The sequence below is a fragment of the Frigoribacterium sp. CFBP9029 genome (assembly GCF_034045305.1).
GTDB lineage: Bacteria > Actinomycetota > Actinomycetes > Actinomycetales > Microbacteriaceae > Frigoribacterium.
Genome location: NZ_JAXCWB010000010.1, coordinates 22,376 through 42,538 on the forward strand (window position 1 = coordinate 22,376; position 20,163 = coordinate 42,538).

A 20,163-nucleotide genomic window follows, 5' to 3' on the forward strand; every position below is an offset into this window, starting at 1 on the left:
CGTGTTTCAGGCGGATGAACTCGTGCTGCGCGGGAGCACGGCGCACTCAGGAGGCACGGCTCGGGAGGCGCGGTGCAGGAGGCGCGGTGCAGGAGGCACGGTTCAGCCCGGCCACGCCGCCGCGAGCCCGAGCAGCGCGAGGTCCGACCCCCGCGGCCCCACGAAGCAGAGTCCGACCGGCGCCAGGCGTCGAGATGCCTCGAACGGCGCCCTCGACGGGCCCGACTGCCCCCGTTGCGTCACTTCGATGGGCCCCGCGACGGGCACCTCGAGTCTCGGCGCCGAGACAGCGGGCGCGCCGAGCACCCCGGCCACGCAGGTCAGCCCGAGGGTCGCCGACCGCACCGCGTCGACCTCGGCCGCCGACGCACTGAGCGACGGTGCCGCCGACGACGCGCTCGGCAGCAGCAGCACCCGGTCGGCGAGGAGGGACTCGAGACGGCGACGCTCGTCGGCCAGGGCGACCCGCGCCTCCTCGGCCCGCTGCGGCGACACCGTCGAGCCGAACGCGAAGCGCGCCGCGACGTCGGGGGCCAGGCACCCCGGGTGAGCGGTGATCCACGCGCCGTTCGACTGCCACGCCTCGTACGCCTGCAGCACGCGGAACAGCTCGAACAGCTCGGCGACGTCGCCGAGCGCGACGGGTTCGGGGCGGGCGATGCTCCCTGCCGACACGGCCTCGTCGATCGACCGGGTGAAGGCCGTCCGAACCTCGGGCGTGACGGCCGCGAGCAGCGAGGGGTCGACGACGTACGACGGGTCGACGCCGCGCTGATCGACACCCGGACGATCGACGGCGGGCAGCGTCACCGCAGCCGCCCGCAACAGGGTGTCGGCGTCGCGCGCCAGCCAGCCGACGGTGTCGAAGGTCGGGGCGAGCGGCAGCAGCCCCGCGCGGTCGACGGCTCCGTGCGTCGTGCGGAGACCCCAGAGCCCCTGGTACGAGGCCGGCACGCGCAACGAACCGCCCGTGTCGGTGCCGAGACCGATGCTCGCCTGGCCGAGTGCGACGGCCGCGGCCGGTCCGCTGGTCGATCCGCCCGAGATCGCACCGGGCACCGCGGGGTTGGGCGGGGTGCCGTACGCGGAGTTGCGGCCGGCGATGCTGTACGCGAACTCGTCGGTCTGGGCGATGCCGGTCACCGACGCCCCCGCCTCGAGCAGGAGCCGCACCGCGGACGCGTGCTCCGTCTCGGGGGCGGCCTCGTCGAGGAACGCGGGCACACCGGCGCCGATCGCATGACCGGCGACGGCGAAGAGGTCCTTCACGGCGACGGTCTCGCCGACGAGCGACCGGTCGGGCTCACCGCCCCCCTGATCTGCAGGAGGCGCGGTGCCGGTCGCTCCGTCGCCTCGCCGACCCGGCACGAGCGGCTCCCCCACCACGCGCCACACCCGTCGGTCGACGGCGGGCGCCGGCGCCTGGACCTGCGCGGACGCGACGCGCCAGGTGCCGCCGGCAGGGGCCTCTGCGTCGGCACCGGCGCCGCCGTCGGCATCGCGGCGCCAGAGCTGGGTGACGACCCCGCGCCCGCCACCCGCCGGCGCGTTGACCGAGACGATCAGCGCGGTGTCGTCGTCGAGCACCCGAGCGTGCACCTCGACCACCCGACGCACCGGCCCCGAGCCCCGTCGACCACGGAACGCCGTGATCGCCTCGTGCCCGACGAGGAGCCCGCCGGCGTCGGCGCGCAGCACGGTCGCGGTCGGCTCGAACGCCGCCGCGAGCGCCGCCTGGTCGTCGGCGGCGAGCGCGCGCTCGTACGCGTCGAAGGCGGCGAGCAGACCGTCGGGCGGCGACCCCTCGACCGAGGCGAGGGTGGTGACCGGGTCGACCCGCGCCTCCTCGGGGACGCCCTCAGCCACGGTCGACCCCGTCGAAGTCGGCGACGCGGATGCGGGCGTGCACCCCGGTGACGAGATCGACGACCTGCGAGATGTCGAAGTCGGTGGCGGCGCTGAGATAGGCGTAGGCGAGGGTCTCGTCCATGCCCCAGCGGGCGCGGAGGAGGGCGATCGCGGCACGGACGCAGGCCCTGACGGCTTCGTCGAGGTCGGGGTCCATGCCGGTGGGGACGAGGTGCTCGTGCGTCTCGGCGAGCGGGCCGACCAGTTCGCCGAACTCCGCGACGGCGACGTCGTGCGGCACGACGTCGAAGCGGAGGGTGACCCGCAGCGACGCCTCCATCGCGGTCAGCGCCACCTCGCCGTCGCCCTGCGCGAAGTGCGGGTCGCCGACGTAGGCGAGGGCCCCGTCGACCTGCACGGGCAGGTAGAGCGATGCGCCCTCGGTGAGCAGGTTGATGTCGATGTTGCCGCCGTGCGGACCGGGCGGCACCGAGTGCGGACGCTCGTCGCCCGCGACCGCGACGCCCATGATGCCGAGGAACGGCCGCAGCGGGAACCGCACCGCATGCGGGCCGCCGGGCACGACCGGCATCGTGCCGACCAGACCGTCGGGGCCCGCGTCGACGGCCGCGAAGACGCTGACCGAGTCGTCGCCGAGCGGGTACTCGCCGGCGAGGGCGCCCCGCCCGTGCCGGTTCGACACGACGCCGTACGGCACGCGCGGCGTCGCCGTCACGACGGTCATCTTGAGGAGGTCGCCCGGTCGCGCGCCGCGGATCTCGACGGGGCCGGTGACCACGTGCGGACCGTCGACGGAGGCGTCGCGACCCGAGGCGTCGGAGGCGGCGATCTCGATCGCGTCACGCAGCACCGCGTCGGCGGGCACCCCGTGCGACGCGAAGAAGGCGAGCGGGTCGCGGCCCTGGTCGTCGAGCACGCCCTCGTGGCTGACGGTGTCGATCGTGACCGTCGAGCCCGACTCGATCGAGAGCACCGGAGCGTCGGAGGCGCAGGGCAGTCGACCCCAGAGCGTCGTCTCGGGGGTGGCCGGTAGATAGGCGTCGCCGGGCAGGTCGCCCTCGCCCGGCTGCAGGACGGGGACGACGGGGGCGGCGGGTGCGTCGGCTGCGGCGGGTGCGGCGGTTTGGGGGTCGGTCATGCGGGGCCTCTCGATCTCGCGCGCCCGGGACGGTCTTCACCGGGGCCCTTCCGACCCTAGTGACCCGACCTCCCCTCCCGAGGGCGACCCTGAAACAATCAGTTCACAAACGGCCGATCGTGAAACACGCCGTTCACACGACCGTGTGAGGATCACCGCATGGCGATCATCCTCGGCGACAACCAGTACGGCAAAGCGGAGTCACGGCTCGTGCGCATCGTGCGCGACGCCCCTCGGCACGAGATCCGCGACCTCAACGTGACCACCGCGCTGCGCGGCCCGTTCGAGGCCGCCTACCTCGAGGGCGACCAGTCGGCCGTGCTGCCCACCGACACCCAGAAGAACACGGCGTTCGCGTTCGCCAAGTCGCACGGCGTCCAGTCGATCGAGGGCTTCGGGCTCGATCTCGCCCGGCACTTCGTCCGCGACGTGGGGCCCGTCGAGGGCGCCCGCATCGAGATCGAGGAATTCGCCTGGCAGCGCGCCGTCGTCGACGGCGTCGAGCACGACCACACCTGGCTGCGCACCGGTCAGGAGGTCCGCACGGCCGCCGTCACCGTCGACGCCACCGGCGAGCACGTGATCGGCGGCTTGAAAGACCTCGTGCTGCTGAAGTCGACCGGGTCGGAGTTCGCAGGGTTCCTCAGCGACGACTTCACCACCCTGCCCGAGACCCACGATCGCGTGATGGCGACGGCGCTCGACGCGAAGTGGCGGTTCACATCGACCGAGGTCGAGTGGGACTCCGTCTACGCCGAGGTGAAGAGACTGCTCGTCGCGCACTTCGCGACCCTCCAGTCGCTCGCTCTGCAGCAGACGCTCTGGCACATGGGCCGCGCGGTGCTCGAGGCCGTGCCCGAGATCGCCGAGGTGCGCCTCGTCGCACCCAACAGGCACCACTTCGCCTACGATCTCGACCGGTTCGGTCTCGAGAATCAGAACGAGGTGTTCTGGGCGGCCGACCGGCCCTACGGTCTGATCGAAGCGACCCTCATCCGCGACGACGCTCCCCCGGCCGGCGAGGCCTGGCGCGCCTCCGCCGGTCTGGCCTGACGCACCGGTCTCTCGTCCGCACCCCGACACCCGAACCCGACACCCCAGGAGGCGCCATGCCCGGCACCGACGACGCCCAGTGGCTCGCCCGCTCCATCGACCTCGCGGTCGCGAACGTCGCCGACGGCGGTGGCCCGTTCGGTGCGCTGATCGTCCGCGACGGCGTGGTGCTCGCCGAGGGACAGAACCGGGTCACCCGCGATCTGGACCCGACGGCGCACGCCGAGGTCGTCGCGATCCGAGCCGCCTGCTCGGCTATCGGCGACTTCTCGCTCGCCGGGGCGACGCTGTACACCTCGTGCGAGCCGTGCCCGCTCTGCCTCTCGGCGGCGCTCTGGGCTCGTGTCGACCGCGTCGTCTACGCCGCCGACCGGCACGACGCGGCGCGCGGCGGCTTCGACGACCTCGAGTTCTACGAGCTCTTCGGTCGCGACCGCGCGACGTGGGATCTCCCCGTCGACGCCGTCCGACCCGAGAACGCCCCGGCGCCGTTCGACGCCTGGCTGGCCCACGACCACCGGACGGACTACTAGGCCGGTGCCGGCGGCGGAGCGCAGGAGGGGCGGGTCAGCTGCCCCGGTACGTCGAGTACGCGAAGGGGCTGAGCAGCAGGGGCACGTGGTAGTGCGCGGCCTCATCGGCGAGGTCGAAGTCGATCGTCACCCGCGGGTAGAACGACTGACGCTCGGAGGCCGCGAAGTAGGCGGCCGTGTCGAAGGTCAACCGGTAGGCGCCGGCCGCGAGGGCGTCGGGCCCGAGTTCGCCGACCCGGCCGTCGGCGTCGGTCACGGCCGAGGCGAGCACCGCGCCCGTCTCGTCGGCGAGCACCACGGGCACCCCGGCCGCCGGGCGACCCAGCGCCGCGTCGAGCACGTGCGTCGTGACGTGGCTCATGCGAGGCGCGTGCCGGCGTCGGCCGTGGGTCCGGTCGCGCGCGGCGACGCCGTCTCCGCCGAGCGCCCCGACTCGGCGCTGGTCTCACCGAACGTCTGCCGCAGTCGCAGCACCGCGATCTCGACCAGCTGGGCGCCCGCCTCGCGCTTCTCGGTCTCGTCGTCGAGCTTGAGCCGCCGTTCGAGCTCGTCGATGATCTCCTGCCTGCTGCGCCCCGCGGCCCTGATGACGAAGACGCGATCGAAGCGCGCCTCGTACGTCGCGTTGCCCTCGGCGAGCGCCTTCACCTCGGCGGGGTCGTCGGTCAGCTGCGACGCCTGCTGCTCGCGGCGGCTGAACTCCTGTGCCGAGCCCTCTCCGACCGGCGCCTCGCCGATGCGGGGGTGGTGGGCGAGGGCCTCGTCGATCTCGTCGCCCGTCAGCTCGGCCCCGGCGCGCTCGGCGACGGCCACCAGTTCGGAGACGTCGGAGTACGGGGCACCGGACGCCACCTCGTCGACCCAGCGCTGGACGGACAGCGCGGTCGTGAGGTGGTCGCGCAGCTGGCTCTCGGAGACGTCGATCATGGACGACACTGTATCCACGACTGGCTGCACGCCGACGACCACAGGCGGGAGCATCGCATGGACCTCGTGACGGTGACGGACGTCCGCACGCCCTCCTCCCGTGCGGAGCTGTCGTTCGGGCCGGGCGAGCGGCCGATGGGCGGCGGCACCTGGCTCTACTCCGAGGCGCAGCCGGGGCTCACGGGTCTCGTCGACCTCACCTCGCTCGGCTGGTCGCCTCTCGACGAGACGCCCGACGGGGTGACCGTGGGCGCCACCTGCACCATCGCCGAGCTCACCCGGCTGCGGGCCCGACCCGAGTGGGCCGCGGCGCCGCTGATCCGTCAGTGCGCCGAGAGCCTGCTCGCCTCGTTCAAGATCTGGAACGTCGCGACCGTGGGCGGCAACGTCGCGCTCGGCCTGCCGGCCGGCGCCATGACGTCGCTGATGTCGACGCTCGACGCGACCGCCGTCGTCTGGACGAGCGACGGCGGCGAGCGCCGCACCCCGGTGGCCGAGTTCGTCACCGGCGTGCGCGAGTCGGCGCTGGCCCCGGGCGAGGTGCTGCGAGCCCTCGAGATCCCGACCGCGTCGCTCGAGTCGCGGACGGCCTTCCGGCGCATCGCGCTGAGCCCGCTCGGTCGCTCGGGCACCCTGGTCACCGGGCGCCTGGCCGAGGCGGGCGAGTTCGTCGTCACTGTGACGGCCGGCACGATCAGGCCCGTGCAGCTCCGTTTCGACGAGGTGCCGAGCGAGAGGGCTCTGTCGGCCGCGCTCGACGGGGTCGACGAGTGGTACGACGACCCGCACGGGGCACCCGACTGGCGGCGGGCCACGAGCACGGGCTTCGCCGAGGAGATCCGACGAGAACTGGGGGGCTCCTGGTGAGCAGAGACGACGAGGGAACCCGGGGCCGGCACGGCTCCACAGGGGTGCAGGGCATCACGAACAACGGCCGCCGGGTCGTCTTCGAGGTCGACGGCGACACACTCGACGCCCCCGTGGCGCCCGGGCAGGTGCTGCGGACGGTGCTGCGCGACGCCGGCGTCCATTCGGTGAAGAAGGGCTGCGACGCGGGCGACTGCGGCGCCTGCTCGGTGCTGGTCGACGGCGACCCCGTGCACTCGTGCGTGTATCCGGCCCACCGGCTGGACGGCCGGGCGGTCACGACCGCGGCGGGGCTCGGCACCCCCGACGCCCCGCACCCGATGCAGCAGGCGTTCGTCGACGCGGCCGGGTTCCAGTGCGGCTTCTGCACGGCGGGCATGGTCGTGACGGCCTCGACGTTCACGGAGGCCGATCGCGACGATCTCCCGCGCCTCCTGAAGGGCAACATCTGCCGGTGCACGGGGTACCGGTCGATCCGCGACGCGATCTGCGGGGTCGGCAACACGGTCGCACCGGCGGTCGGCGAGGCGGCGGGCCGCTCGGTCAAGGCGCCCGCCGGGCTGCGCGTCGTGACGGGCCGCGAGGAGTTCACCCTCGACTCCCCCGCCCCCACCGCCCTGCTGCACGTCGCCGTGCTCGGCAGCCCGCACCCGCACGCCCGCATCGTCGCGATCGACACCGCGGCGGCGCTGGCCCTGCCGGGGGTGCACGCCGTGCTGACGCATCACGACTCGCCGGCCACGCTGTTCTCGACCGGTCGCCACGAAGACCGGGAAGACGACCCCGACGACGGCCTGGTGCTCGACCCCGTGCTGAGGTTCCGCGGTCAGCGGGTCGCCGCGGTCGTCGCCGAGTCGCGCCGGCAGGCCGAGCTCGCCCGCGACGCGATCGTCGTCGAGTACGAGCAGCTGCCCGCGGTCTTCGACCCGGAGGAGGCGCGGCGCCCCGGGGCCCCGCTGCTGCACGGCGAGAAGACCAGCGAGGTCTCGCGCATCGCGTTCCCCGAGCGCAACACCGTCGCGGCCATGCACGGCGAGACCGGCGACGTCGAGGCGGCGCTGGCCGCGGCCGACGCGACCGTCGAGGGCACCTGGACGACGCAGCGGGTCAGCCACGGCTCGCTCGAGACGCACGCCACCCGCGGCTGGCTCGACGACGACGGGCGCCTCGTGCTCCGCACCTCGAGCCAGGTGCCGTTCCTGGTGCGCGACGAGATCGCGCACGTGTTCGGTCTGCCCGAAGACCGGGTGAGGGTCTTCACGAAGCGCGTCGGCGGCGGCTTCGGCGGCAAGCAGGAGCTGCTGACCGAAGACCTCGTCACGCTCGCCGTGCTGGCCACCGGCCACCCGGTGCAGTACGAGTTCACCCGCGACGACGAGTTCACGATCGCGCCGACCCGGCACCCGATGCGGGTGCGCGTGCGACTCGGCGCGACGGCCGACGGCACGCTCACCGCGCTGCACGTCGACCAGCTGATGGACACGGGCGCCTACGGCAACCACGGCGTCGGCGTCATGTACCACTCGGTGCACGAGTCGGTCGCGGTCTACCGCTGCGCCTCGAAGCGGGTCGACGCCGAGTCGGTGTACACGAACAACCTGCCCTCGGGCGCGTTCCGCGGGTACGGCCTCGGGCAGGTGATCTTCGCGATCGAATCCGCGATGGACGAGCTGGCGATCAGGCTCGGCATCGACCCGTTCGAGCTGCGCCGGAAGAACGTCGTCGTGCCGGGCGACGCGATGGTCGTCACCGACCCGGACGAGGAGACCGATCTGATCTGGGGCAGCTACGGCCTCGACCAGTGCCTCGATCTCGTCGAGGAGGCGCTGGCCGGCCCCGACGCGCAGCCCGCCCCCGAAGGCCCCACCTGGTCGACCGGCACCGGCATGGCCCTCGCCATGATCGCCACCATGCCGCCCCGAGGGCACTTCGCCGACACCACCGTCGAGCTGCGACCCGACGGCGGCTACGACATCGGCGTCGGCACGGCCGAGTTCGGCAACGGCACGACGACGGTGCACACCCAGCTGGTCGCGACGGCCCTCGGCACGACACCCGACCGGGTCTCCGTCCGCCAGTCGGACACCGACGTCGCCCGCTACGACTCGGGGGCCTTCGGGTCGGCCGGCGTCGTCGTGGCGGGCAAGGCCCTCTGGGCCGCGGCGCACAAGCTGCGCGCCGCCATGATCGACCGTGCGCTGACCCTTGCCGGAGGCGCGGCGGACGTCGTCGACGGCGGCACCGCCCCCGAGGTGGTGCCCGGCGGGGTCGTGGTGACCCGCGCCTCCTCGGCGGGGTCGGCTGGGTCGGCGGCCGGGCCGGCGGCGACCCGTCTCGTGACGGTCGACGAGCTCCTGGCCTACGGCCCGCTCGTGGCCGACGGCAGTCACGACGGCACGCCCCGATCGGTGGCGTTCAACGTGCACGCGTTCAAGGTGGCCGTCGACCGGTCGACCGGCGAGGTGCGGATGCTGCGCTCGATCCAGGCGGCCGACGCCGGCACCGTGCTGAACCCCGAGCAGCTGCGCGGGCAGATCGAGGGCGGCACTGCCCAGGCGATCGGCACGGCCCTCTACGAGGAGATGATGCTCGACGGCGAGGGGCGGGTGCTGACGACGGCGCTGCGCAACTACCGGCTGCCGAAGTTCTCGGACGTCCCCGAGACCGAGGTGCACTTCGCGACCACCCACGACGAGCTCGGCCCGCTCGGCGCGAAGAGCATGAGCGAGGCGCCGTACAACCCCGTCGCCCCGGCCCTCGCGAACGCGATCCGCGACGCGCTCGGGGTGCGGCCGCACGAGCTGCCCATGTCGCGCGACCGCCTCTGGCGCCTCGCCCGCTGACGGGAGACGGCCCGAGCCCGAGGAGGCGCGGGTCGGCCTCAGCCGATCGGCGCGGGCATCGGGACGACGCGGTACGCCGCCTCGAGGGTGTCGCCGGTGGTCGGGTCGTGCATCTCGACCGACCACGAGTCCGCGAACTGGTCGACGCCCGGCAGCATCGCCACGGTGCCCGAGATGAGAACGGTGCCGGGGGTCGCGAGGTCGCGCTCGGCGAGCACGTCGAGCCAGTAGTCGGGGGTCAGCAGGGCGCCGAGCGTGGAGTCCTGGATGAGCTCGCGCGAATCGCCCGACCCGACATAGCCGCGCAGCGTGATCTCGTCGAGGTGGTCGCGCACGTCGTCCAGCCGCCAGGCCCGGGTGCCGAGCACGTCGGGGCTCGCGTTCTTGCTCCACGCGACGCCGTGCACCTCGAGCGCACGGTCGGTGTGGTCGCAGGCGACGGTGAGCAGCACGCCCGAGTCGGTGATGACCAGGGCCCACTCGGCCTCGCCGCTGGTGCGCCCGTGCTGCACGTCGACCTCGGTCGCCTGCGAGGCCAGGTAGGGCGAGACGGGGTAGAGCGCCGGGGTGGTCGTCGGGCCGGGCACGCCCAGCTCGGCCAGCTCGGCGATGTGCGCCTGCACCTCGTCCTGCTCGCGCCCGGCGTAGCCGGCGTTCAGGAGGCGCGTGACCTCGACGGTCTCGGTCGAGCCGTCGGGCAGGGTGAAGCGGAGCGTGCTCATGGTGGTCTCCTCGAGGGTGGTCGCGTGTTTCGGCCGGGTAAAAAGTGCGCCGTTCCGGCCCTCGACACTGTCGCCGGGGGCCGTCGTACACCTACTGTATACACACGGTATCGCCGTGGCACCACCCCTCCGACCGATCCCCCCCGAACTCGACAGGACAGCCCATGACCACCGATCCCCAGGCCCCCGGTCCGACCTCCGGGCCCGAATCCACGCCCGGAACCGCAGCCGACACCGCAGTCGACACGGCGCCGGTCAGCCGCCGCTCGCTCGCGAAGGCCTTCACCGCCTCGCTGACCGGCACCTCCCTCGAGTGGTACGACTTCGCCGTCTACTCCGCGGCGTCGGCCGTCGTCTTCCCCGTCGTGTTCTTCCCGGCGAGCGACCCCTACACGGCGACCATCCTCGCGTTCTCGACCTACGCCGTCGGCTACGTCTCACGACCGGTCGGCGGGTTCGTGTTCGGTCGGCTCGGCGACAAGATCGGCCGGAAGCCCGTGCTCGTCACGACCCTGCTGATCATCGGCCTCGCGACCTTCCTGATCGGCCTGCTGCCGAGCTACGCGACGATCGGGCTCGCAGCGCCCATCCTGCTCGTCCTGCTGCGCTTCGCCCAGGGCGTCGGCGTGGGCGGCGAGTGGGGCGGCGCGGTGCTGCTCTCGAGCGAGTTCGGAGATCCGAGGAGGCGCGGCTTCTGGTCGTCCGCCGCCCAGGTCGGTCCCCCGGCCGGCAACCTGCTCGCCAACGGCGCGCTCGCGGTGCTCACGGCCGTGCTCACCGAGGAGGCGTTCCTCGACTGGGGCTGGCGCGTCGCGTTCCTGGCGTCGGCGGTGCTCGTCGGCTTCGGCCTCTGGATCCGCCTCAAGCTGGAGGACACCCCGGTCTTCCAGGCGCTGGAGGCGCGGGGCGACGCCCCGGCCGCTCCCGTCCGCGAGGTGTTCACCACGCAGCTGCGCCCCCTGATCGCCGCCATCCTCAGCCGCATCGGACCCGACGTCACCTACGCGCTGTTCACCGTCTTCACCTTGACCTACGGCACGGTCACCCTCGGTCTCGAGCGCAGCCAGGTGCTCGTCGCCGTGCTGATCGGCTCGGCGTTCCAGCTCGCGTGCATCCCCCTCGCCGGCGCGCTCTCCGATCGCATCAACCGTCGACTGCTCTACGCCGTCGCCGCCGTGGGCGCGGCGATCTGGGCCTACGTCTTCTTCGCCATCACCGACGGGTCGTCGACGGTCGTGCTGACCATCGGCATCGTGCTGGCCCTCGTCTTCCACTCGTTCATGTACGGACCGCAGGCGGCCTTCATCGTCGAGCAGTTCTCGCCGCGATTGCGCTCGACGGGCAGCTCGCTGGCGTACACGATCGCCGGCGTCTTCGGCGGCGCGATCGCTCCGCTGATGTTCACCATCATCTTCGAGGAGACGGGCAGCGGGCTCGGTGTGGCGATCTACCTCACCGTGGCGGTCGCACTGACCCTCGTGGGGCTGGCGCTCGGTCGCGACTCGAACGTGCAGGAGGACGCCGACTACCTGGCCGACGCCCCGGCGACGGACGGGGTCGACGCGACCCGCGCCTCCTCGGGGACGACGTCGTCGAGCGACTGACGCTCGTCGAGCGACTGACGCCCGTCGACCCGGGTGACGCCGTGCCGTCAGCTGCGGAGGAGCAGGTCGAGCGTCACCCCGAGGTGACGGTCGATCGCGTCTCGCGCGGCCTCGGCGTCGCCCGACTCGAGAGCGGCCACGATCTCGTCGTGCTCGGCGCACACCCGCTCCTGCCGGTCGGTCCGGCGGAAGAGGGCCTCGACGCCGACCATGACCTGCCGGGCGCGGAGCTTCTCGTAGCTGCGCGACATGAGGTCGTTGCCGGCGGCGTCGACGAGCAGCTGGTGGAACTCGCGATCGTGCTCGATGAACCGCTGGCCGCTCTCGCGGGGGTCGACGTCCTTCAGCTCGTGCTGCCGCGCGAGGACGGCGCGCATCGCCGCGAGGGGCACGCGCCCGGCGGCGAGGGTCGTGGTGGCGGCGTGACGCTCGAGCACGCCCCGCAGCTCCATCAGCTCGGCGATCTCGCGGCCGCTGATCACGGGGACCCGCACGCCCCGCTTGGGGATCATCTGCACCAGCCCGTCGGAGGCGAGCAGCAGCAGCGCCTCACGGACCGGGGTGCGCGAGACGCCCACCCGCTCGGCGATGTCCTGCTCGCTGAGGAACGCCCCCTGCATGGCGGGGTCGACGAGCACCTGCGAGTAGAGGTACTCGTAGGCCCGGTCGCGACCCGAGGCCGCGGGGACGGGCGATTCGGGGCTCATCTGCATACCATACGTATACACCACCGATCGGAGAAACCATGCGCATCGCGCTCGCCCAGATCATCAGCTCGGCCGACCCCCGGGCGAACCTCGCCGAGATCACGAGGACGACGGAGGCGGCGGTCGCCCAGGGCGCCGAGCTGGTCGTGTTCCCCGAGGCCGCCATGTGCGCCTTCGGCAACGACCTCGGCGCGATCGCCGAGCCGCTCGACGGGCCGTGGGCCACAGGGGTGCGGGCGCTGGCCCGCCGCCTCGGCACCACGATCGTGGCGGGTGCCTTCACACCGGGGTCGGGCGGGCGGGTGCGCAACACCCTGATCGTCGCCGGGCCGACCGCCGACACCGACGACTCGTACGACAAGATGCACCTGTTCGACGCCTTCGGCTACGCCGAGTCGGACTCGGTCGAGGGCGGTGAGCGCGCCGTGACCGTCACGGTCGGCGAGACCCTCGTCGGCCTGGCGACGTGCTACGACATCCGCTTCCCGTCGCTGTTCGTGGCGAACGCGGCGGCGGGCGCGCAGCTGAGCGTCGTGTGCGCGTCGTGGGGTGCGGGGCCGGGCAAGGTCGAGCAGTGGGAGCTGCTCGCACGCGCCCGGGCGGTCGACACGACGACTGTGGTGGTCGCCGTGGGGCAGGGCGACCCCGCGTCGCAGGGCGTCGAGACGGCGGGGTCGGCACCGACCGGCGTCGGGCACAGCATGGTGGTGTCGCCGTTCGGGGTGGTGCTGCACGAGCTGGGGGCCGAGCCCGAGCTGGTCGTCGTCGACGTCGACCTCGCGTCCGTCGATGCCGCGCGCGGGTCGCTGCCGGTGCTGGCGAATCAGCGGTTCGCGGTGGGTGCGTTGCGCGACTGAGGGGCGCCGCGCCTCCTCGGCTCTCAGAGGCGCAGCGCCTCGTGCGGCTCGATGCGGCTCGCCCGCCAGGCGGCCACGAGCCCGCCCGCTGCCCCGACGACGACACCGCCGATCAGCGCCGCGGGGGCGAGTCTCAGATCGAACACGGGGATCCACTGCCGCGCGACGGTCATGACGAGCACGGCGGCGAGTCCCAGAGCGAGACCGAGCAAGCCGCCGAGGGCGCCGATCACGACCGACTCGGCGAGCACGAGCCCGGCGATGTGACTCGGGCGGGCGCCGAGCGCCCGGCGCAGACCGAACTCCTTGCGGCGCTCGAGCACGGCGAGCACCATCGAGTTGCCGAGACCCGCCACGGCGGCGAGCAGAGCCACCCCGGTGAAGGCGAACAGGGTCGACTCGACGTCCGATTCGATCTCGGCGCGGAGCGTGGTCGGGTCGATCGGCGCATCGACCCGGAACGTCTCGGCGGCGACGGGGTCGATGGCGAGCGGCGCCTGTCGGGCGACCTGCTGAGCCGCGCCCGCACCGGTCCGGATCAGCACGGATGTCTGAGAGGGGGTCTCGACTCCTGGCAGGGAGTGCGCACCGGTCGTCACGGCTCCGACGAGGCTCGGCACGCGCGGCGACTCGTCGACGATGCCGACGACGGCGACCTCGGCGTCGCCCAGGGTGATGACGGGCGCCGCGGCGAGCGGACCGAGGGGCAGCTGGGCGGCGAGACCACGGCCGATCAGCACCTCCCGGTCGCCGAGCGTCGGGCCGTGGCGGGCGAGCCACTCGACGTCGACGCGGGCGGCCGCGAGGAGGCTCCCCTCGATGCTCACGACCGGCGCCTGCAGGGCGTCGCGCACGGCGGTCGCCCGGACGACGGCCGACCCGCGCTCGTGCAGCGCCCCGACCGACTCCACACCGCTGAGCTCCGCCACACGGGCGAGCCTGCCGGCCACATCGGCCGCGGCCTCGGGACTCCCGAACGGAGCGACGACCGCGCCCGCGCCGATCGCCCCCGGGGCCTCCCCCTCAGCCGTCGGATCGACCGGGGAGTCCCACGAGACGCCGACGTCGCGGTTGGTGTGCAGATCGAAGGTGTCGCCGACCTGGGCGCCGGCCGACACCGAGAGCCCGAGGCTGGCGACGGCGAGCGCCACCGCCACGGCGACGGCGGCCACGAGCCCCGCGGTCTTGCCGAGCCGCGACGTGACGGAGCGCACGGCGTCGTCCGCGAGGTCTCGGAACCGCAGGCGTGACGGGCGACCCGGTCTCTCGGGTCGGTGACCCGCGCCTCCTTCGCCTGTGGATCGGGGAGCCGAGGAGGCGCGGGTCGGCTCCGTGACGACCGTCGCGTCGGCAGGGCCTCCCGTCCCGAGCGCGGAGGCCACGGCGACCTCGTTCGTCGCGACCGACTCGATGCGCCCGTCGCGGAGGTGCGCCACCCGGTCGGCCGCGCGGGCGACGGTCGGGTCGTGCGTGACCAGCACGACCGTGGTGCCCTCGTCGCGGAGGGCGAGAAGGGTCTCGACGACCGAAGCGCCGTTCTCGGAGTCGAGGTTGCCGGTGGGTTCGTCGGCGACGACGACGGGTGTGCCGGCGGCGAGGGCCCGCGCGATGGCCACGCGCTGCCGCTGCCCGCCGGAGAGCTTCGCGGCGAGCTGATCGCCGAGCCCGCCGAGGCCCACCTGCTCGAGGGCTCGATCGGCGAGGACGCGGCGCCGGTCGGCAGGCACCGCGCGATACAGGAGGCCCAGTTCGACGCTGTCGCGGACCGGGCGGTGGTCGAGCAGATGGAAGCCCTGGAACACGAATCCGAAGGTCTCGGACCGCGTCTCGGCGAGCCGACGCGAGGTGGATCCGCCGATGTCGTCGCCGGCGATCGTGTACGTGCCCGTGGTGGGGTGGTCGAGCAGGCCGATGGTGTTGAGCAGTGTCGACTTGCCGCCGCCGGAGGGGCCCATGATGGCGAAGAACTCGCCCGCCTCGATGTCGAGGGTGACGCCGTCGAGGGCGGTGACCTCGACGGCGCCCGAGAACGTGCGTCCGACCCCGCGAAGCTGCAGCAGCGCCATCAGTCGACCCGCACCCGGTCGCCCTCGCCGAGATCGTCGGGGTCCGTCGGCTCGACGGCGCTCTCACCGTCGAGCTGGCCGGTCTCGACGACGGGGATGCGACGGAACGTCCCGTCGTCCTGTTCGACGAGGAGGTGCGCCTCACCTGATCCGCCGCCGCCGGCGACCGCGACCGTGGGGACGATGAGACTCCCGGTCTGCACGGTCTCGATGTCGAGGGCGACGAGGCCCTCGGCCCCGAGCAGGTCGGGCACGAGCTCGCCGTTCGCCGCGTCGAGGATCACGCGGGACTCGGCGTCGTCGTCGCCCCCGGGCACCACGGTCTCGAGAGTGATCGGAGTGGTCGCGCCGTCGGCCGCGGTGAAGGTGCCGGTGGAGCCCTCGATCAGGGTCTCGGCGATGAGCACGGGAACATCGGCGGCGATGCGCAGACGGCCGGACTCCAGGCGGAGCTCGACCTCCGACCCGGCGGCGGTTCCGACCGCGGGCGTCTCGGCCGCGACGGCCGGGAGGGTCGGCACGACGACCAACTCGGCCGGTGAAGCGACCACTCGTCGCGTGACGGGGCGGTCGGAGGTCGGGTCGGTGTCGCTCGTGTCAGCCGCGGAGGAGGCGGAGGGGGCGGCGCTCGGGGAGGGTGCGGTTGCAGAGGTGCCTGCCGGTGCGGGCTGAGCGCCTGTCGCGTCGACGGCCGCGTCCGTGCCGGGGGTGGCGTCCGTGCCGGGGACGCCGCGGTCCTCCTCGACGTCGACCACGGTAGGAGGCGCGTGTCCGGTTCGCGAGTAGAGCGCTGTCAGCGATCGTTCGGTACCGGCGCCGAACACACCGTCGACGGTCGTGGGGATGCCGGCGTCGCGCAGGGCCGCCTGCAGTTGTCGCACGTCGGGGCCCGTGTGGTCTCGACGGAGTTCGCGGTAGAAGGGGAAGCCGCCGGTGACGGCGAAGACCGGGCGACCGTTGACCTCGGTCACGATCTGGCCCGCGGCGACGGGGGCGCCCGACGACGTGGGCTTCCCGGTCACGTAGGCCGGCTCGGCGGCTGGGGAGGGCAACGCGACGGACATGAGGCCGGTGCGACCCACCGTCGCCTGGAAGGTGATGCGGCGTGTTAGGTCGCCGACTCGGACCTCGCTCGTCACCGGGAGCGGTGACGGGGCGGTCGCGGCCGCCTCGCGCTGGGCGGGCGACTCGAACGCGTGGGCCAGCCCCCAGCCGCCGGCGAGGAGCGCGACGATCGCCACGCTCCCGCCGACGGCGAGGGCCTTGCGGGAACGGATGAGGGTCATCCTTCACCTCTCATCACGAGGGGGCGCGCGGAGCTCATCGGGCCTCGGGCGCGTTCTCCGCGAGATAGGCCTCGGCGCGAGCTCGTTGCTCTTCGAGTTGATGGCCGTACCGCACGAGGTCGTCCGCATGCGACTTCATGGCTTCCGCCTGCGCATGCCACTCCGCGTCGTACAGCGCCCTGGCATAACCAGAGGAGTCCTGACACGTCGCATCGGCGACCGCCACCCGGCGCTCCTCCGCGGAGACGTCGAACTCGTCGCCGACCGAGTACGGCGCGTCGATGGCCGGGCCACCACCGTCATCGACAGATGCGGGTGGCATCTCCTCGGGCACGGCCGGAAGGTCGGGGAGCCCGACCTCCGCCATGCATTCGCGCCATCGAGAGGCCGCCTCTCCGACCTCCGGAGACTCTTGCGCATCACCAGAAGCGCCACCCGCGATCTCCATCGCCAGGTCGTAGACCTGCCAACTCGGTTCGTCATCCAGGACCGCCGTGCTCTGATCGAAGCAACTCTCGGCGGCTTCCGGCGCCTGGTCAGCCACAGCCCGTCTGGATCTCTCGCCATCGAGCCAAGCCTGTTCAGCTTCCGGCGATCTCGCGATCTCGCCAGAGTTCCCGTAACCAAACGTTTCGCCGAGCTCGACTGAGAAGAGCTTGCGGCCCGCAGCGTTCCAGGACTCGCCGGTCGTGGTACCCGGAGGGTCGAGACGGACCACCCACTCGTGCCCAGCCTCCGCCATGCACTTGTGGACGAACACCTGCTGGGCGTCATACTCGACGTTTAACAGCGGTGGCATGTACTGGTCGAGCGGGAGTCGCCACTGGGACTGGTTCTTTGCGGGCAGGTCGAGGTCCGTGCGCTGGGCAGCATCGGTCGCACACCCCGCGAGGGCCGCCGACACGACTGCCGCCGCGGGGACGATCAGAACGAATCGTGGACGTCCCCTCACGGCGAGACAGCGTTCTCTGCGAGGTACCTCTCGGCGAGAGCGCGCTGCTCTTCAGCCTGCTGCCCGAACCGCTCCAGATCGTCGATTCGGGAGTCCATGGCTTCTACCTGGGCGTCCCATTCGGCGTCGTAGAAGGTCGTCGTGTAGCCGGTGGAGTCTCGGCAGCTGGCATCGGCGACAGCGACGCGACGCACCTCGGTGGGCACATCGAGTTCGTCACCACTCCGGAACGGAGCATCGATGGCATCTCCGCCGTCACCCATGTCGACCGACGCCGGGGGCATCTCCTCGGGCACCTCCGGCAGATCAGGCAGGCCGACATCCCTCATGCACGCCCGCCAGTCCCCTGCGGCTTCGCGGACCTCGAGCGCCTGCTCTGCTTCGGCGTAAGCGAGGTTGCCGATCTGTTGAGCCAAGTCGTACGCAGAACCGTCCGCGACACCGAGAATCGGAGCAGTCTCTTCGAAGCACGCGTCGACCGCCTCAGGGTGCTGTTGCGAGACTGCGCGGTTCGCGCGATCCGCGTCCATTCGAGCCTGGGCCTGATCGAGCATTGGAGAGTTTCCGTAGCCGAATTTCTCGGCGAGCCCGACGGAGAAGAGTTTGCGGCCGGCGTCGCTCCAGGAATCTTGTGGAATCGCTCCATCCTCATTCAGTACGACGCGCCACTCGTATCCGGCCTTCGCAAGGCATGATGCGACGATGACCTGCTCTGCATCGAAGACAGGATCCACAAGAGGCCACTGGTACTGGTCGAGAGGCAGGACCCACCTCTGTTCGTTCTTCTCGGGCAGCGTCAGTTGAGACTCATTCACCGAGGCAGTCGAGCAAGAAGACACGAAGACGACTGAGACGGCTATGATTCCGACCCCGAGTGCACGTGAGAGCCCTCCGCGGAGGCTCTCCATCAGCAGTAAGCCCTGAAGCACGCAGAAGAGATCTGATCATTCAGGCCCTTGGCACTGAAATTGACTCCCTTGCCTTTATCAGCATGGATGTACGGACCCGTGTAATTCGCATGCTTGTACCAACGAGCCGCCATCCCGGACTGCCCGTTGTTGAATCCGGACGAACCCGCGTCATTGGTCCGCGTATGGAAGGTCCGCGCCCAGTAACCGACACTCTCGAAGTTTCTGACGTATTCATAGAAGTTGATGTTGCCGCCACCGTAGTTATTGTTCTCGTAGGTGCAGCCCAGTCCGCGGACGGGGCATCCAGCCGGGGCGGCCGATGCGGGCGCGGGGGTCATCACGGCGACGGAGCCCAGAACGAGACTCGCGGTCACGAGCAGGGTCGACAGCGTTTTGCGTGGCAGGATCATGAATAACACCTCGAATGAACCGCGAGCGCAGCGAGAGCCGCTGCGGTTCGTCAGTCGGCTTCCGAGGCCGCACGGTGGGTGCGACGTGCGAAATGCTACCGACTGTTATGCCTTGAGGTCAAGACCTGGCCGACCCGCTCCTCCTGAGGGTTGAGACGGCGTCGCTCGATTAGTCACGACATGCCGCGCTCCTCCTGAAGGGCACGGCGTGTCGTGACTCATCGACGCGGCGGGCTAGGGCGCGCTGGGCGACTCCACCGTCACGGCCCCGCTGACGATGTCGGCGCGGAGCGCGTCGAGCTCGCCGCTCAGCTCCGCCGGCACCGACGATTCCAGGTCGTGGAACGACGCCAGCCCGACGCCGTCGTTTTCGAGCGTGCCGACGTAAGGCTCGTTCGTGAACGACCCGTCCGCCGACGAGATCGCGATGTCCTGGACGGCCTGCTCGGTGTCCTTGATGACCGAGGTCAGCAGGATGGGCCGGTACTCGGCGGGCAGCGTGTCGTACCCGTCGTTGTCGACCCAGACCACCGACACGTCGCCGGCGTCGAGCGCGGCCGACGCGGCCCCCTCGCCTACCTGACCGGCCACCGGCATGATGACGTCGGCGCCCTGGTCGATCAGCGCCTGCGCCAGCTGCTTGCCCTTGTTGACGTCTTCGAAGTCGCCCGTGAACGAGCCGTCCTGCGCGGCCTTGTCCCAGCCGAGCAGCTTCACCGTCGTGCCGTGAGCCTCGTTATAGGCGTCGACGCCGTCCGAGAAGCCGTCCATGAACAGCGTGACCGGGGGCTGGTTGCCACCGCCGAACGTCGCCACGGTGCCGGTCTTCGAGACGCCCGCGGCGAGATAGCCCGCGAGGTACGACGCCTGCGCCGTGTCGAACACGATCGGTTTGACGTTCTCGCCCTCGACGGTCTCGTCGACGATCGCGAAGTCGATGTCGGGGTTCGCCGCCGCCTGCTCCTCCGTCGCCGGAGCGAGCTCGTAACCCACGGTCAGCACGAAGCCGCACCCCGAGGCGACGGCCTGCGCGACGTTCGGCGCGAGGTCGGTCTCGTTGGTCGAGACGAGCACCTCGGCCGCGATGCCGTCCTCCTTCTCGGCCTTCTGCAAGCCCGCCCAGCTCGACTGGTTGAACGAGCGGTCGTCGAGGCCGCCCGAGTTCGTGACCATGCGCGAGCAGTGCGTCGAATCGGTCGAGGCCGGGTCGACGGAGGGCTCGGGGGCCGAGGCGCATGCGGCGAGCGCCAGCAGGGCGACGGCCGACAGAGCCGCGGAGCCGAGGAGGCGCGGGTGGCGGAGACGGGACGACGGACGTTTCGTGCGGGCAGACACGGCGGTGACCTCCTGGTCGGGCGAGAGGAGCTCTCGAGACGAGGCACCCGATCGGCGAGCGGCCCTCCGATGATCATGGCAGC

18 protein-coding genes are annotated in these 20,163 nt (G+C 72.1%); 6 read left to right on the forward strand and 12 right to left on the reverse strand.

Annotated elements, in window-relative coordinates:
• Window positions 1–102: 102 nt before the first annotated feature.
• Both SOM11_RS12665 and SOM11_RS12670 read right to left on the reverse strand, forming a co-directional pair.
• Window positions 103–1,866 (reverse strand): AtzH-like domain-containing protein, encoded by a 1,764-nt coding sequence (locus SOM11_RS12665; protein WP_320478246.1) that lies wholly within the window; start codon window positions 1,864–1,866, stop codon window positions 103–105.
• Window positions 1,859–3,007, reverse strand: coding sequence for an acetamidase/formamidase family protein (locus SOM11_RS12670; RefSeq protein ID WP_320478247.1), 1,149 nt, complete (start codon window positions 3,005–3,007; stop codon window positions 1,859–1,861). Before SOM11_RS12670 ends, SOM11_RS12665 begins: the two co-directional genes overlap by 8 nt.
• A gap of 159 nt (window positions 3,008–3,166) precedes the next feature.
• Between SOM11_RS12670 and pucL the strand changes: the two genes are divergently transcribed.
• Both pucL and SOM11_RS12680 read left to right on the forward strand, forming a co-directional pair.
• Window positions 3,167–4,060, forward strand: a complete 894-nt coding sequence (gene pucL / locus SOM11_RS12675; RefSeq protein WP_192061449.1) for a factor-independent urate hydroxylase — start codon at window positions 3,167–3,169, stop codon at window positions 4,058–4,060.
• Window positions 4,061–4,116: 56 nt separating this feature from the next.
• Window positions 4,117–4,593 carry a nucleoside deaminase gene (locus SOM11_RS12680; RefSeq protein WP_320478248.1) on the forward strand — a complete coding sequence of 159 codons (477 nt, stop codon included), beginning with the start codon at window positions 4,117–4,119 and terminating at the stop codon, window positions 4,591–4,593.
• A 34-nt stretch (window positions 4,594–4,627) separates the two neighbouring features.
• Here the strand turns inward: SOM11_RS12680 and uraH are convergent, their stop codons facing one another.
• Together uraH and SOM11_RS12690 are read right to left on the reverse strand one after the other, a co-directional pair.
• Entirely contained in the window at window positions 4,628–4,954 is a 327-nt protein-coding gene (gene uraH / locus SOM11_RS12685) for a hydroxyisourate hydrolase (RefSeq protein WP_320478249.1), read from the reverse strand.
• A complete protein-coding gene (locus tag SOM11_RS12690) occupies window positions 4,951–5,520 on the reverse strand; it encodes a 2-oxo-4-hydroxy-4-carboxy-5-ureidoimidazoline decarboxylase (protein WP_320478250.1) in 570 nt (189 codons plus the stop codon). Before SOM11_RS12690 ends, uraH begins: the two co-directional genes overlap by 4 nt.
• 57 nt (window positions 5,521–5,577) lie before the next feature.
• Here SOM11_RS12690 and SOM11_RS12695 point away from each other — a divergent pair, with 57 nt between their 5' ends.
• Window positions 5,578–6,387, forward strand: a complete 810-nt coding sequence (locus SOM11_RS12695; RefSeq protein WP_320478251.1) for an FAD binding domain-containing protein — start codon at window positions 5,578–5,580, stop codon at window positions 6,385–6,387.
• Between the two features lie 44 nt (window positions 6,388–6,431).
• Window positions 6,432–9,230: a molybdopterin-dependent oxidoreductase gene (locus tag SOM11_RS12700; RefSeq protein ID WP_414655465.1), complete on the forward strand. Its 2,799-nt coding sequence runs from the start codon at window positions 6,432–6,434 to the stop codon at window positions 9,228–9,230.
• A 38-nt stretch (window positions 9,231–9,268) separates the two neighbouring features.
• On the opposite strand, the gene SOM11_RS12705 is transcribed toward SOM11_RS12700, so the two are convergent.
• Window positions 9,269–9,952: a DUF2848 domain-containing protein gene (locus SOM11_RS12705; protein WP_320478252.1), complete on the reverse strand. Its 684-nt coding sequence runs from the start codon at window positions 9,950–9,952 to the stop codon at window positions 9,269–9,271.
• Window positions 9,953–10,116: 164 nt separating this feature from the next.
• On the opposite strand from SOM11_RS12705, the gene SOM11_RS12710 reads away from it, so the two are divergent.
• A complete protein-coding gene (locus tag SOM11_RS12710) occupies window positions 10,117–11,556 on the forward strand; it encodes an MFS transporter (protein ID WP_320478253.1) in 1,440 nt (479 codons plus the stop codon).
• A gap of 47 nt (window positions 11,557–11,603) precedes the next feature.
• Here the strand turns inward: SOM11_RS12710 and SOM11_RS12715 are convergent, their stop codons facing one another.
• Window positions 11,604–12,263, reverse strand: a complete 660-nt coding sequence (locus tag SOM11_RS12715) for a GntR family transcriptional regulator (RefSeq protein WP_243215439.1) — start codon at window positions 12,261–12,263, stop codon at window positions 11,604–11,606.
• Between the two features lie 38 nt (window positions 12,264–12,301).
• On the opposite strand from SOM11_RS12715, the gene SOM11_RS12720 reads away from it, so the two are divergent.
• Complete coding sequence (locus SOM11_RS12720; protein WP_320478254.1) at window positions 12,302–13,120, forward strand: carbon-nitrogen hydrolase family protein; 819 nt, start codon at window positions 12,302–12,304, stop codon at window positions 13,118–13,120.
• Window positions 13,121–13,143: 23 nt separating this feature from the next.
• Here the strand turns inward: SOM11_RS12720 and SOM11_RS12725 are convergent, their stop codons facing one another.
• The 6 genes from SOM11_RS12725 to SOM11_RS12750 form a co-directional block, all read right to left on the reverse strand.
• The gene (locus SOM11_RS12725; protein ID WP_320478255.1) at window positions 13,144–15,186 is read right to left on the reverse strand and encodes an ABC transporter ATP-binding protein/permease; all 2,043 of its coding nucleotides are present in this window, start codon (window positions 15,184–15,186) and stop codon (window positions 13,144–13,146) included.
• Window positions 15,186–16,472, reverse strand: coding sequence for a peptidoglycan-binding domain-containing protein (locus tag SOM11_RS12730; protein ID WP_320478256.1), 1,287 nt, complete (start codon window positions 16,470–16,472; stop codon window positions 15,186–15,188). Before SOM11_RS12730 ends, SOM11_RS12725 begins: the two co-directional genes overlap by 1 nt.
• 34 nt (window positions 16,473–16,506) lie before the next feature.
• On the reverse strand, window positions 16,507–17,376 hold the full coding sequence (locus tag SOM11_RS12735) for a hypothetical protein (protein WP_243215435.1): 870 nt from the start codon (window positions 17,374–17,376) through the stop codon (window positions 16,507–16,509).
• Between the two features lie 44 nt (window positions 17,377–17,420).
• Entirely contained in the window at window positions 17,421–18,332 is a 912-nt protein-coding gene (locus SOM11_RS12740) for a hypothetical protein (RefSeq protein WP_192061461.1), read from the reverse strand.
• A complete protein-coding gene (locus tag SOM11_RS12745) occupies window positions 18,332–18,745 on the reverse strand; it encodes a peptidase inhibitor family I36 protein (RefSeq protein ID WP_320478257.1) in 414 nt (137 codons plus the stop codon). The genes SOM11_RS12740 and SOM11_RS12745 overlap by 1 nt, the downstream gene beginning before the upstream one ends.
• A gap of 234 nt (window positions 18,746–18,979) precedes the next feature.
• Window positions 18,980–20,080: a BMP family ABC transporter substrate-binding protein gene (locus tag SOM11_RS12750; protein ID WP_192061463.1), complete on the reverse strand. Its 1,101-nt coding sequence runs from the start codon at window positions 20,078–20,080 to the stop codon at window positions 18,980–18,982.
• Between the last annotated feature and the right edge of the window lie 83 nt (window positions 20,081–20,163).